Source organism: Pseudomonas sp. AC169 (assembly GCF_979258515.1).
The window spans coordinates 2,851,747-2,865,929 of the sequence record NZ_OZ409866.1; the positions used below are offsets into that span (position 1 = coordinate 2,851,747).

Here is a 14,183-nt window from a genome sequence, read left to right on the forward strand (position 1 = left end):
GCCAGTGATGGTCATCGGCGTTTTTGTGTGTGCGTTGGAAAAGCCCCTCACCCTAACCCTCCCGAAACGTCGGACCGCCCGGAGGGAGAGGGGACTGATTGGGGGATGCCGTAGAGGTACGCCGACGTGAAAGATCTCTGCTGAATCCATAATCGACTCGGTCTTTCAGGTCGATGTATGACGCCAGACACCTCGGTCAGCCCCCTCTCCCTCCGGGCGGTCCGACGTTTCGGGAGGGCTGGGGTGAGGGGCTTTTGATTTACGCTGTGGCCTTCAGCGCCCGCCTCAACGCCACCAACAATTTCACAATTTCCTGCGGATCCAGTCGCTGCGGCACTTTTACGTCCATGTTTTCTTCCTTGTTATGGGTTTGGCCGGGGGAGTCTGGCCAAAAGCTGTTCGTCCTTGGAGGGCTTTCGTGAAAAAAAGATCCGTCCTACAGCGCAAAGGAAAATAGCCTTCTTATTCCTTCCCGGCAAACCCACAGGTTAGTTTTTTGGGTGATATCAATATGCTTTAACGGTATTTAAATTCTTGTTTTTATACCTATAAAGTCAGTGCTTGCCGGACAGCCATCCGCTGTCCATGGACTGCAGCACCGTCGCTTACCGAGCGGCGTCCAGGACGTTTCATGACCTTCGATTACGCATTTATCCTCAGCACCCTGCCGGCGTTTCTAAAAGCCGTGGGCGTGACGCTGCAGGTCGGATTTATCGCCATCGGTACCTCGCTGCTGGTGGCGCTGCTCAACGCGACGATTCTGGTGTTCCGCACGCCTTACCTGCAAAAACTGGTGGGCTTGTATGTGGAACTGGCGCGCAACACGCCGCTGCTGATCCAGTTGTTTTTCGTCTACTTCGCCTTGCCGGCGCTGGGGATCAAAGTCTCCGGATTCACCGCCGCGATCATCACCATGACGTTCCTTGGCGGCGCCTACCTCACCGAAGTGCTGCGTGCTGGCGTCGATGCGGTGCCGCAGGCGCAACTGGAATCGGGGCGTTCGATCGGCCTGTCCCACGGTCAATTGCTGCGCTACGTAATCCTGCCGCAAGCGGGGATTCTCAGCTTGCCGTCGCTGTTCGCCAATTTCATTTTCCTGCTCAAGGAAACCACCGTGGTCTCGGCGGTGGCGGTGCCGGAAATTCTCTACACCACCAAGAGCTACATCGCGCTCTATTACAAAACCTACGAAATGCTCGCCGTGCTGACGCTGATCTGCGTGCTGCTGTTCTTGCCGCTGTCGCTGTTGCTCAGCCGTCTGGAAAGGAGGCTCCAGCATGGCCAGTTCGGGTCTTGAACTGCTCTGGGTGTCGTTGCCGCAATTGGCCAAGGGCGCCGGGCAAACCTTGTCGATCTCGTTTTTGAGCATCGCCATCAGTACGGTCGGCGGTGTGGTCTACGGGGTGTTGCGCACGTTGAACGTGACGTGGCTGAACGCGATCTTGCGGGTGTATCTGGAGCTGTTCCGGGCGATTCCGGTGCTGGTCTGGCTGTACCTGTTGTTCTTCGGTTTGCCGATTTTCTTCGGCCTGAGCATTCCGAGTTTCTGGTGCGCGGTGCTGGTGCTGTCGCTGTGGGGCGCCAGCGAGGTCGGCGAAGTGGCGCGCGGAGCCTTGCATTCTTTGCCACGCGGACAGCGTGAAGCGGGACTATCGATCGCTCTGAACGCCGCGCAGCTCTACGGCTACGTGCTGCTGCCGCAAGCGCTGAAGCGCATGACGCCGCCGACTATCAACGTCTACACGCGGATCATCAAGACCAGCTCGCTGGCGGTGTTGATCGGTGTGGTCGACGTGATCAAGGTCGGCCAGCAGATCATCGAACGCACCTACGAATCAGTGCTGATCTACGGCGCGCTGTTCCTGTTTTTCTTTTTCATCTGCTACCCGCTGTCGGCCGCTTCGCGCGTGCTGGAGCGGCGCTGGACGCAAGCATGAGCGCATTGATCGAGTTTCACGGTTTCAACAAATTCTATGGCGAGCAGCAGGTGCTCAACGGCATCGAACTGCAGGTGCAGAGCGGCGAAGTGATCGTCATCCTCGGCCCCAGTGGTTGCGGCAAAAGTACCTTGCTGCGTTGCCTCAATGGACTGGAAGAGGCCCACAGCGGCAGCCTGAAATTTATCGACCGCGAGCTGCTCGACAAGGCCACCGACTGGCGCGACATTCGCCAGCAGATCGGTATGGTCTTCCAGAGTTATCACCTGTTCCCGCACATGAGCGTGCTTGACAATTTGTTGCTCGGCCCGCTGAAGGTGCAGAAGCGTCAGCGCCGCGAGGCGCAGCAGCAAGCCGAAGCGCTGCTTGAACGCGTGGGACTTCTGGATAAGCGCGATGCCTTTCCGCGTCAGCTCTCCGGCGGCCAACAGCAACGCATCGCCATCGTCCGTTCGCTGTGCATGAACCCACGGGTGATGCTCTTTGATGAAGTCACCGCCGCCCTTGACCCGGAGATGGTCAAGGAAGTGTTGCAGGTCATTCAGGGCCTCGCTCGCGAAGGCATGACCCTATTGATCGTCACTCACGAAATGGCCTTCGCCCGCGCGGTGGCCGACCGCATCGTGTTCATGGATGCCGGGCGCATCCTTGAACAGAACCCGCCCGAGATTTTCTTTACGAACCCGCAAACCGCACGCGCGCAGCAGTTTCTGGAGAAGTTCTCCTTCGTTGCAACACTGCCCAAAACGAATCCGACAAAGGAACTGGAACTGTTATGAAAACTGCCTTTTTTTTACTGCCCCTACTGAGCCTCGCCTTGCTTGCCGGTTGCAGCAAAACCGAAGAACCGCCAAAGCCGAAGGTCGCCAGCGAAAGCACCGCGCCGGCCGGTTATCTGGACAAGATCAAGGCCCGCGACAAACTGATCGTCGGCGTGTTTACCGACAAGCCGCCGTTTGGTTTTGTCGATGAAGCGGGGCGCTACGCAGGTTTCGATACCGACATCGGCCGTCGTTTCGCCAAGGATCTGCTCGGCGATGAAAACAAGGTCGAATTCGTCGCCGTCGAACCGGCGAGTCGCATTCCGTTTCTGCAAAGCGACAAGGTCGACCTGATCCTCGCCAACATGACCGTCACGCCTGAGCGCAAGGAAGCGGTGGAATTCACCAACCCGAACCTCAAGGTCGCGGTGCAGGCGCTGGTGCCGCAAAACAGCTCGGTGAAAAATCTTGATGACCTGGCGACCCGCACCACCATCGTCACTACGGGCACCACTGCCGATATCTGGCTGACCAAGAATCATCCGGACTGGAAGCTGCTCAAGTTCGAGAAAAACTCCGAATCGCTGCAAGCCCTGGCCAATGGTCGCGGCGATGCTTATGCGCAGGACAATCTGGTGCTGTTCAGCTGGGCCAAGCAGAACCCGGGCTATCGCGTGCTCGATGAAAAACTGGGTGCGGAAGCGCCGATTGCGCCGGCGGTGAAGAAGGGCAATCTCGAGCTGCGTGACTGGGTGAATACTGAGCTGGCCAAGCTGGGTGAGGAGAAGTATCTGCTCAAGCTGTACGACCAATATGTGCGTAAAGAACTGAGCGATGACACCAAGCCTGAGAGTGTGATTGTCGAGGGTGGCAAGTGGCAGGGGTGATTGTCTGTTAGGTCGGCGGTGAGGCCTGCCCCTCACCCCAGCCCTCTCCCGGAGGGAGAGGGAGCCGATCTCTGGGCTTTTCAAAACCTGAGTTCAACTCGCGACTTTCATGTCGGCGTTACTCGAAAGAACCACTCGGTCAGTCCCCTCTCCCTCTGGGAGAGGGCTAGGGTGAGGCGCTTTTGACTGGAACGCTCAATCCGGCCAATGCCACGCCGGTTCATCCAGCATCCGCTGCCCGACAATCCCGGTCTCCCCCAGCGTCTTCTCCAGCACGATGCAATTGCACTCCGGTTCTTCCTGCAACGCCGAAATCAACCGCCGCGCATGCGACACCACCCACACTTGACACTGCTCGGAAGCGCGGATAATCAACCGCGCCAACGCTGGCAACAGATCTGGGTGCAGACTGGTTTCCGGCTCGTTCAGCACCATCAGCGACGGTGGCCTCGGCGTCAGTAGTGCCGCAACCAAAAGCAGATAGCGCAATGTGCCGTCGGACAACTCTGCCGCCGACAACGGCCGCAACAAACCCTCCTGATAAAACTCAATGGCAAAGCGTCCACCGGCCTGCGCTTCGATATGCACCCTTGCACCAGGAAAAGCATCGGTAATCGCCGCACGCATCGCGTCGCCGTCACCAATCTCGATAATGGTCTGCAACGCCGCCGCCAGATCCCGCCCATCGTGATGCAGCACCGGCGTGCGCGTGCCCAACTGCGGCTGGCGCACCGGTGCATCGGCGTCACTTCGAAAGTGATCATAAAAGCGCCAGCGACGAATGAACTCGCGCATCTGAAAGACTTCCGGCGAGCTACGCAGGCTGCCAACCTGATCGAACAGGCTGTCGAAGTTCGGCGTGTGTTGCGCCAGCACATCCCATTTTCGTTCGGTGCGTGCGCGGATCATCGGGCCGTCGCGATCGACCAGCAGGCTGGCGGGCCGGTAATGCGGGCCGGCCCAGATGCATTCACGCTTGATCTGCGGGTCGAGGCTGAAGCGCGAGGGAATCGGCCGAGAGTGCTCGGGCAGCATGAAGTGCCCGTTGGAATCAGGCAGGCCGAGGCTGATCGAATAGCTGAAATCCTCCCCGGCGAATCCCAGGCGCAATCGCTTCACACCCTGACGAACCGTCGACTGGATCGGCACCTCACCGTTGCGCATGCGCCGGCTGATGGTTTCCGGCCCGGCCCAAAACGTCGAATCCAGCCCGCCCTCGCGGGCCAGCGCATTGACCACACCGCCCTGTGCGGTTTCTGCCAGCAGGCGCAAGGCCCGGTAGAGATTGGACTTGCCGCTGCCGTTGGGGCCGGTGATCAGGTTCAGTCGGCCCAGCGGGATCACCAATTTATTGATCGAGCGGTAATTGGCCACTGCCAGGGTGTTGAGCATGGAAGTCCTTCTCTGGATGTACTGAATCTGCGACAGAATACCCCTGCGGCAGCGCCGACATGGAAATATGGGGAGACGAGCGGGCGAACGTTGAACCCTGTTCTAAGCTCACAGTCGTATCGTCACTTGCACGTTCGTACACAGGAAGGAGTCTGCATGGCGAGTCCCGGTTTGAAAACAGCGGTCGTGCTGAGTCTGTTCACTTTGGTGACCGCTTGCGGCGAGAAGAAAGCCCCTGAGGAATACCTGCCACGGGTTTTTGTACAAGAGGTCAAACCCACTGATTACGCGGCCTCGGTGACGTTGACCGGTGACGTGCAGGCGCGCGTGCAGACTGAATTGTCGTTCCGCGTCGGCGGCAAGATCATTCAGCGTATGGTCGACGTCGGCGACCGCGTCACAGCCAAACAGGTGCTGGCCAAACTCGACCCGAAGGATTTGCAGACCAACGTCGATTCCGCTCAGGCCCAGGTAGTTGCCGAACAAGCCCGGGTAAAACAGAGCGCCGCTGCGTTCGTGCGCCAGCAAAAACTCCTGCCCAAGGGCTACACCAGCCAGAGTGAATACGACTCCGCCCAAGCCGCGTTGCGCAGCAGCCAGAGCGCCTTGAGCGCGGCGCAGGCGCAATTGGCCAACGCCAAGGATCAACTCAGTTACACCTCACTGATTGCTGACGCGCCGGGCGTGATCACCGAGCGCCAGGCCGAAGTCGGCCAGGTCGTGCAGGCCACCGCGCCGATATTCAGCCTCGCCCGCGATGGCGACCGCGATGCGGTGTTCAACGTTTATGAATCACTGCTCGCCGAGCGCCCCACGGATAACAAAATCACCGTCAGCCTGCTCGACAACCCAGAAATCAAAACCACCGGCACCGTGCGCGAAGTCACCCCGGCGGTGTCGGCGCAGTCCGGCACCGTGCAAGTCAAAGTCACCCTCGACAAACTGCCGCCGGGCATGCAACTCGGTTCGGTGGTCAGCGCCACGGCCAAAGGTTCGGGCAAATCAGCGGTTGAACTGCCGTGGTCAGCACTGACCAAAAACGTCAGCGATCCGGCGGTGTGGATGGTCGACGACAACGGTGAGGCGCAACTGCACACGGTCACTGTCGGGCGTTACCTGACCGGTAAAGTCATCATCAGCGAGGGCCTCAAGGGCGGCGAGAAAGTCATCGTCGCCGGCGGGCAGTTGTTGCACCCGGGGATGAAAGTCGAGATCGCCGAAAACACCTACAAGGATCTGCAACCGGGAGCACAGCCATGAAGTCTCTGTGGCTGTTACCCGTTGCTGTGTTGTTGGCTGCGTGCTCGAAGAAAGAACCGCCGCCGGAGCCGGTACGTCCGGTGCTGTCGGTCAAAGTCGAAGCGCTGAGTGAGGAAAACCTCGGCCGTTTTGCTGGCAGCATTCAGGCGCGCTACGAGAGCAACACTGGATTCCGCGTCGGTGGCCGCATCGCCAGCCGCAACGTCGATGTCGGCGCCGAAGTGGAGAAGGGCACGCTGCTCGCCACCCTCGACCCGTCCGATCAGCAAAACCAGTTGCGCTCGGCCCAGGGTGATCTGGCGAAAGTCCAGGCGCAATTGATCAACGCGCAAGCCAATGCGCGCCGCCAGCAAGCGCTGTTCGATCGCGGTGTTGGCGCACAGGCGCAACTGGACATCGCCACGACCGATCTGAAAACCACCCAGGCCTCGCTCGATCAAGCGCGCGCGGCGGTCAATCAGAGCAAGGACCAGCTCGGCTACACCGAACTGCGCTCCGACCACCGCGCCGTGGTCACCGCGTGGAATGCCGAGGCCGGGCAGGTCGTCACCGCCGGTCAGCAAGTGGTGACCCTGGCGCAACCGGACATCAAGGAAGCGGTGATCGATCTGCCGGATACCCTGGTCGATCAGATTCCCAGCGACGTAGTGTTCTCGGTGGCCGCGCAACTCGACCCGAGCATCAACACCACAGCGGTCATCCGCGAAATCGAGCCGCAGGCGCAAAGCGCCACGCGCACCCGGCGGGCACGCCTGACCCTGGCCGATACACCGGACGGCTTCCGCCTCGGTACGGCAATCAGCGTAACCCTCAGTTCGGCGATAAAACCGCGTATCGAACTGCCCGCGACGGCGCTGCAGGAGATCGACGGCAAATCACGCATCTGGGTCATCGACACGCAAAACAAAACCGTCAGCCCCCGCGACGTTACGGTGGTCAGCCGCACTGACAGCAGCGTGGTACTCGCCGGCGGCGTGAAGAACGGCGAGCGTGTGGTCAGCGCCGGCGTCAACAGTCTCAAACCCGGACAATCGGTAAAACTTGACGAGGACAGTCAATGAAAGGCTCTTTCAACCTCTCCGAATGGGCCCTCAAGCATCAGTCTTTCGTTTGGTATCTGATGTTCGTCGGATTGCTCATGGGGGTGTTCTCGTACTTCAATCTGGGGCGCGAAGAAGATCCTTCGTTCACCATCAAGACTATGGTGATCCAGACCAAATGGCCGGGCGCGACGCAAGAGGAAACCCTCAAGCAGGTCACCGACCGCATCGAGAAAAAACTCGAAGAACTCGACTCCCTCGATTACGTGAAAAGCTACACGCGCCCCGGCGAATCAACGGTGTACGTGTACCTGCGCGACACCACCAGCGCCAAGGACATCCCGGAAATCTGGTACCAGGTGCGCAAGAAGATCGATGACATTCGCGGGCAGTTTCCCCAGGGTATTCAGGGGCCGGGATTCAACGACGAGTTCGGAGATGTGTTCGGTTCGGTGTATGCGTTTACTGCCGACGGATTGACCATGCGTCAACTACGCGATTACGTCGAGCAGGCGCGGGCCGAGATTCGCAATGTGCCGGGGCTGGGCAAGATCGAAATGGTCGGCCAGCAGGACGAAGTGATTTACCTGAACTTCTCCACGCGCAAACTCGCCGCGCTGGGCATCGATCAGCGTCAGGTGGTGGACAGCTTGCAATCGCAGAACGCCGTGACGCCGGCGGGTGTGATCGAGGCCGGGCCGGAGCGGATTTCCGTGCGCACCTCCGGGCAGTTTGCTTCGGAGAAGGATCTGGCCGAGGTCAATCTCAAGCTCAATGACCGCTTCTATCGTCTGGCCGATATCGCCGAGATCAGCCGAGGTTACGTCGACCCGGCCACGCCGGAGTTCCGCTTCGACGGCAAACCGGCGATTGGTCTCGCCATTGCCATGCAGAAAGGTGGCAACGTTCAGGAGTTCGGCAAGGCCCTGCATGCGCGCATCGACCAACTGACGGCTGACTTGCCGGTGGGCGTCGGTGTGCACACGGTGTCCGATCAGGCTGTGGTGGTGGAAGAGGCTGTCGGCGGCTTCACCAGCGCATTGTTCGAAGCGGTGATCATCGTGCTGGTGGTGAGCTTCATCAGCCTCGGCGTGCGCGCCGGTCTGGTGGTGGCCTGCTCGATTCCGCTGGTGTTGGCGATGGTGTTTGTGTTCATGGAATACAGCGGCATCACCATGCAGCGGATTTCCCTCGGGGCGTTGATCATCGCCCTCGGTCTGTTGGTCGACGATGCAATGATCACCGTGGAGATGATGGTCACCCGACTGGAGATGGGCGAGACCAAGGAGCAGGCTGCCACGTTCGCCTACACCTCGACGGCGTTCCCGATGCTCACCGGTACGCTGGTGACCGTCGCCGGTTTCGTGCCGATCGGCCTCAACGCCAGTTCTGCCGGTGAATACACCTACACGCTGTTTGCGGTGATCGCGGTGGCGATGATCGTCTCGTGGGTGGTGGCGGTGTTCTTTGCGCCAGTGATCGGCGTGCACATCCTCAGCGCCAACGTGAAACCCCATGAGGCGGAACCGGGTCGCATCGGCCGCGCATTCAATGGCGGCTTGCTGTGGGCCATGCGCAATCGCTGGTGGGCAATCGGTATCACCGTGCTGTTGTTTGCCCTGTCGATTTTTTGCATGCGCTTTGTGCAGAACCAGTTCTTCCCGTCCTCGGACCGTCCGGAAATCCTCGTTGATCTCAACCTGCCGCAAAACGCCTCGATCGACGAAACCCGCAAGGCCGTCGACAAGCTTGAAGCGACGCTCAAGGGCGACCCGGACATCGTGCGCTGGAGCACCTACATCGGTCAGGGCGCGATCCGTTTCTACCTGCCCCTCGACCAGCAGTTGCAGAACCCGTACTACGCGCAACTGGTGATCGTCAGCAAGGATTTCGAGGCCCGTGAGGCGTTGAGCCAACGCCTGCGCGAGCGCTTGCACAAGGACTTCGTCGGCATCGGCAGCTACGTGCAAGCGCTAGAAATGGGCCCGCCGGTGGGGCGTCCGATTCAGTACCGGGTCAGCGGCAAGGACATCGATCAGGTGCGCAAGCACGCCATCGACCTTGCCACCGAACTGGACAAGAACTCGCACATCGGCGAGATCATTTACGACTGGAACGAGCCGGGCAAAGTCCTGCGCATCGACATTGCCCAGGACAAGGCACGCCAGCTCGGGCTGTCGTCCGAAGACGTGGCGAACCTGATGAACAGCATCGTCAGTGGTTCGCCGTTGACTCAGGTCGATGACGATATCTACCTGATCAACGTGGTCGGCCGCGCGGTGGATTCCGAGCGTGGTACGCCGGAGACCCTGCAAAACCTGCAGATTGTCACGCCGAGCGGTACGTCGATTCCATTGCTGGCATTCGCCACCGTACGTTATGAACTGGAGCAGCCGCTGGTGTGGCGTCGCGACCGCTTGCCGACGATTACCATCAAGGCTTCGGTGCGCGACGAGATCCAGCCGACCGACCTGGTGAAAATCCTCAAGCCGTCGATCGATGCGTTCGCCGCCAAACTGCCGGTGGGCTACAAAGTCGCCACCGGCGGTACGGTCGAGGAAAGCGGCAAGGCCCAGGGGCCGATCGCCAAGGTGTTGCCGTTGATGCTGTTCCTGATGGCGACCTTTCTGATGATCCAGTTGCACAGCGTGCAGAAGATGTTCCTGGTGGCGAGTGTCGCGCCACTGGGGCTGATCGGGGTGGTGCTGGCGCTGGTACCGACCGGCACGCCGATGGGCTTCGTGGCGATCCTGGGGATTCTCGCGCTGATCGGCATCATCATTCGTAACTCGGTGATTCTTGTGACGCAGATCGATGAGTTCGAGAAGAAAGGTTATGCGCCGTGGGATGCGGTGGTCGAGGCGACCGAGCATCGGCGCCGACCGATCCTGCTGACCGCAGCCGCAGCGAGCATGGGCATGATCCCGATTGCCCGCGAAGTGTTCTGGGGGCCGATGGCCTACGCGATGATTGGCGGGATTGTGGTGGCGACGTTACTGACGCTGCTGTTCCTGCCGGCGCTGTATGTGGCCTGGTACAAGATTCGCGAGCCGAAGAGGGACTGAGTCAACAGCAGCCCCTCACCCTAACCCTCCCGAAACGTCGGACCGCCCAAAGGGAGAGGGGACTGACCGGGGTGTCTGGCGCTATTCATCGACCTGAAAAATCGCGTCGATTATGGATTCGGCGCAGTTGGATCCGGCCGGTGTACTTCTCGAATATCCCCCAATCGGCGCCCTCTCCCTCCGGGAGAGGGCTGGGGTGAGGGCTTTTTCTGACTCAACGCCTGCGCCAAACACTCGCCAACCAAGGCTGCTGCTCACGCGGCAGCCCCGCCGGCCGGTAATAATGCTCCAGCTCGACAAACCCCGCCGCCATCAACAACCCTTGCCACGCCTCAAGATCGTGATACGAGCCATACCGCGGCCCGTTCCAGCCTTCACGATTATCCCCGCGCGGATTGGAGCTGAACAACACGCCCCCCGGTTTCAACGCGTCGTGCAATTGCTTCAATACCCGTGGCAATTCCTGCAACGGCACATGAAACAGCACTGCATTGGCAAAGATCCCGTCGAAGCGTTCAGCCGGCAAATCCAGCTTCAGAAAGTCTTGCTGCAACACTTCACAGCCACTGTCCTCACGGGCCATTCGCGCAAACTCCTGCGAACCATCCAGCCCGACGGCGATGTGACCCATGCGCGTAAACGTCTGCAAATCCCGCCCCGGCCCGCAGCCGAAATCCAGAATCGTGAACGGCGCCGCGCCTTGGATATGCCGCAGTAACGCATCGATGTTCTGGCTGACGTCGTGGTCGCGGGTGCCTTCACGGAAGTCTTCGGCCACCGAGTTGTAGTGGCCGAGGGTGGTGGCGGTGATCTGTTCGAGATCGTTGGGGGTCTGCTTCATGGTAGGGATACGCGGGCAATTGGGATTTGCCGAATATACGCCATGACGGCGGGAGCGCTGGTGATAAATGGCTGGCCGCACCTGTTAGTTCTTACAGTATCGGGCGAAGGAAAACAGGTTCACTCTTGCTCCACTGATGCCAGGGACTCGCGTCACCATGAAGACTCACCATGACACCGCCACTCCGACCTTGTCGGTCATGGACCCGCGCGCCTTGGCGATTCGTAGCGTTGCCTATTGTCGGCATCCGGACCAACCCGACATCGAATCGCGTATTACCCGGCAGATCTTTGACGCCGCAGGGCGGCAAGTGGCAGCGTGGGATCCGCGGTTGTGGGGAGCGGCGCCGAAGCCGAATCTGGCCACCCTCTATGCGTTGAGCGGGCATGCGGTACTGACAGACAGCGTTGACGCCGGTTGGCAGTTGAGTCTGTTGAGTGAGGCCGGTTCGATGTGTTCCGGCTGGGATGCGCGGGGCAACCAGAGCCATCACCAATACGATGCGCTCCAACGGCCGATAGCGCTTATCGAGCAAGCGCACGGCGGGCCATCTCAAGTGGTTGAACGTCAGGTTTATGGGGATTCCACGGATGAACGTGCGCTGCACAATCAGTGTAGCCAACTGATTCGCCACGACGGCCCAGCCGGCAACCGACACTTCAATGACTATGGCCTGGGTGGCGCAGTGTTGGTGGAGTCGCAGCGTTTTCTGATTGAGCTTGAAACGCCCGACTGGCCACTCGAACTTGTCGAACGAGATAAATATCTCGAAGAAAGAAGCTACGTCACCCGCCAGACTTTCAATCCAACGGGTGAACTTCGGCGTCATGTCGATGCGGTAGGCAACATCAAAACGATGCATTCCAACGTCGCCGGACAATCTCGCGCGACCTGGCTTTTGCAGGCCGGCGAAGGCACGCAGCCGAAATGCCTGGTCAGCGAAATCCGCTACAACGCTGAGGATCAGGTGGAAAGTGAGACGGCCGGTAACGGCATTACTGCCTGTGCCGAGTACAGCCGCGATGACGGTCGCTTACGTCGATTGGTCGCCGGTATCAGCGCGCAGACACCTGTGCAGGACTTGAACTACGCCTATGACCCGGTTGGCAATATTGTTAGCCTGGAAGATAGAGTTCAGGGTGTGAGTTACTTCAATAACCAGCGCATCGATCCTGTCAGCCGGTATTGCTACGACAGCCTGTACCAACTGATCGAAGCCAAGGGCTGGGAGGTCAGTGAGCCGACCCACGGCCCGGCATTACCAGATCTGCTACCCGCGCCGCTGGACCCTAATCAACGACGCAATTACACCCAGACCTTTGCCTACGATGCGGCGGGCAATCTGCTCACTCGCCACCACAGCGGTGCACCGGCTTTTTCGATGTTTACCTCTGCCGGCAGCAATCGAAGTCTGGGACAGCGCGATGACGGTTCTCTGCCGCAAGAGTCAGATATCGTTAGCGGATTCGATGCCTGCGGCAATCACTTGGGGCTGGTGCGCGGGCAGGCCATGACCTGGAATGTGCGCAATGAGTTGAGCCGAGTGGTGTTGGTGCAACGCGAGGATGAGCCTGATGACTGTGAATGTTATCGCTACGACCAACCGGGTCATCGACTGCGTAAAACACGTTTCAGCTTGGCATCCGGGCAAACCTTGATAACAGAAGTGCGTTATCTGCCGGGTCTTGAGGTTCATCGCGAAGCGGACGGAAAAGAACGGCATGTGGTTAGCGTCGAGGCCGGGCGTAATCAGGTGCGAATACTGCACTGGCCCGATGGTACTGAAAGTGATCTGCTGAGCTACAGCCTTCACGATCATCTCCGTTCCAGCACTTTGGAGTTGGACAATGACGCAGCAATATTGAGTCAGGAACACTATTACGCTTTTGGTGGCACAGCGTGCTGGGCGGCTAAAAGTGCGTTGCTGGCGAAGTACAAGACTATCCGTTATTCGCTCAAGGAGAGGGATGCGACCGGGCTTTATCACTACGGTTATCGCTACTACGCACCTTGGTTGCAACGGTGGGTCAGTGCCGATCCCATGGGGGAAATTGACGGTCTGAATTTATTTGAAATGGTAGGCAACAATCCAGTGATCTTTACTGATGAGCGAGGAACAGTACGGGGGCTAAGTGAATTTTTCAGTGGTGAAAGCAAAGCTGAGACCGCTAAAAAAATTCACTTCAAACAGCATCTGGTGCCCAACATCATGGCCCGCAAAGAAACGGATAAAAGCTACGCCATCTTAAAAGTGAAAAAACTGGCGCGTGTAGACAACGCAGGTGCTGCGGAAGAATTGCTTAAGGCAGCCGTGGAGGTTATTGCCAAGTCGAAACTCACCATCAATTTTACGATCGAGAGTATTAATGAATTAAGAGGCAGTGTTGTTGAAAATGTATGGCAGCGGGGATTTGAACCAGGGTTTAGTTCTGAAATCAGGGATGGAGTTGAAATGGGCATGTACGACTATGCTCATTCCCCCTCCAAGATATTAAAAAAGTATGGGTCGGTGGATCATCCAAAATTCAGCGGAGAAATGCGGCCTGTTTACGGAGCATTGAAACTCTCTGAAAGTCTCGCTAGCGCCGGAGGTGCATCGTCATACGGTGCGGCCGCGTTCTATTTGCCGGATCAGTCACGCGAGTACATGACGCTGACCGGAGTTGACAGCTTCGATCTGAAAACTTCAATGGATAACCTCGCTTCATTTGAAAATTTATATCCCGTTTTTCACAGAATGGAACTGGACACCTGGAAAGTGTTAAGCCAGGTTATTGACGGAAGTGAAAAGGGTCTTGAATCGCCTGCCGCATACGTGGAATGGCAATCTCACAGCGCTGTGAGTTGGAAAAACATGACCGATCTGGTTTTTCAGAGTCAACAGGATCTGGACAGTGCCATCAGCCACGAGAGCACCAATCGTTTTTTGAAAAAAAACTCCATTCAAGTGCATGTCGCAGGGTGAGCCAGCGTTGGAATTGCATCCGTATTGCGGCTAGA

At 58.6% G+C, this 14,183-nt stretch carries 10 protein-coding genes; 8 read left to right on the top strand and 2 right to left on the bottom strand.

Annotation, left to right across the window (positions count from 1 at the left end; all coding sequences use genetic code 11):
- The first annotated feature begins 631 nt into the window (after positions 1 to 631).
- Genes ACZZ0G_RS12935 through ACZZ0G_RS12950 form a run of 4 tightly spaced genes read left to right on the top strand, consistent with a single transcriptional unit; the run spans position 632 to position 3,585 of the window.
- Positions 632 to 1,297, top strand: coding sequence for an amino acid ABC transporter permease (locus tag ACZZ0G_RS12935; protein WP_123375646.1), 666 nt, complete (start codon positions 632 to 634; stop codon positions 1,295 to 1,297).
- Positions 1,278 to 1,937, top strand: coding sequence for an amino acid ABC transporter permease (locus tag ACZZ0G_RS12940; protein ID WP_463556384.1), 660 nt, complete (start codon positions 1,278 to 1,280; stop codon positions 1,935 to 1,937). The genes ACZZ0G_RS12935 and ACZZ0G_RS12940 overlap by 20 nt, the downstream gene beginning before the upstream one ends.
- Positions 1,934 to 2,716 (top strand): amino acid ABC transporter ATP-binding protein, encoded by a 783-nt coding sequence (locus ACZZ0G_RS12945; protein ID WP_463556385.1) that lies wholly within the window; start codon positions 1,934 to 1,936, stop codon positions 2,714 to 2,716. Before ACZZ0G_RS12940 ends, ACZZ0G_RS12945 begins: the two co-directional genes overlap by 4 nt.
- Entirely contained in the window at positions 2,713 to 3,585 is an 873-nt protein-coding gene (locus ACZZ0G_RS12950) for a transporter substrate-binding domain-containing protein (RefSeq protein ID WP_463556386.1), read from the top strand. Before ACZZ0G_RS12945 ends, ACZZ0G_RS12950 begins: the two co-directional genes overlap by 4 nt.
- 195 nt (positions 3,586 to 3,780) lie before the next feature.
- Here ACZZ0G_RS12950 and ACZZ0G_RS12955 read toward each other — a convergent pair whose 3' ends face one another.
- Entirely contained in the window at positions 3,781 to 4,977 is a 1,197-nt protein-coding gene (locus tag ACZZ0G_RS12955) for an AAA family ATPase (protein ID WP_463556387.1), read from the bottom strand.
- Between the two features lie 156 nt (positions 4,978 to 5,133).
- On the opposite strand from ACZZ0G_RS12955, the gene ACZZ0G_RS12960 reads away from it, so the two are divergent.
- From ACZZ0G_RS12960 to ACZZ0G_RS12970, 3 genes are read left to right on the top strand one after another with little or no spacing between them, the layout of a single operon-like run.
- The gene (locus ACZZ0G_RS12960) at positions 5,134 to 6,237 is read left to right on the top strand and encodes an efflux RND transporter periplasmic adaptor subunit (protein WP_463556388.1); all 1,104 of its coding nucleotides are present in this window, start codon (positions 5,134 to 5,136) and stop codon (positions 6,235 to 6,237) included.
- A complete protein-coding gene (locus ACZZ0G_RS12965; protein ID WP_463556389.1) occupies positions 6,234 to 7,298 on the top strand; it encodes an efflux RND transporter periplasmic adaptor subunit in 1,065 nt (354 codons plus the stop codon). The genes ACZZ0G_RS12960 and ACZZ0G_RS12965 overlap by 4 nt, the downstream gene beginning before the upstream one ends.
- A complete protein-coding gene (locus ACZZ0G_RS12970) occupies positions 7,295 to 10,342 on the top strand; it encodes an efflux RND transporter permease subunit (protein WP_463556390.1) in 3,048 nt (1,015 codons plus the stop codon). The genes ACZZ0G_RS12965 and ACZZ0G_RS12970 overlap by 4 nt, the downstream gene beginning before the upstream one ends.
- A gap of 214 nt (positions 10,343 to 10,556) precedes the next feature.
- On the opposite strand, the gene ACZZ0G_RS12975 is transcribed toward ACZZ0G_RS12970, so the two are convergent.
- Entirely contained in the window at positions 10,557 to 11,183 is a 627-nt protein-coding gene (locus ACZZ0G_RS12975) for a class I SAM-dependent methyltransferase (protein ID WP_463556391.1), read from the bottom strand.
- Between the two features lie 157 nt (positions 11,184 to 11,340).
- Here ACZZ0G_RS12975 and ACZZ0G_RS12980 point away from each other — a divergent pair, with 157 nt between their 5' ends.
- Positions 11,341 to 14,148: an RHS repeat domain-containing protein gene (locus ACZZ0G_RS12980; protein WP_463556392.1), complete on the top strand. Its 2,808-nt coding sequence runs from the start codon at positions 11,341 to 11,343 to the stop codon at positions 14,146 to 14,148.
- Positions 14,149 to 14,183 lie beyond the last annotated feature (35 nt).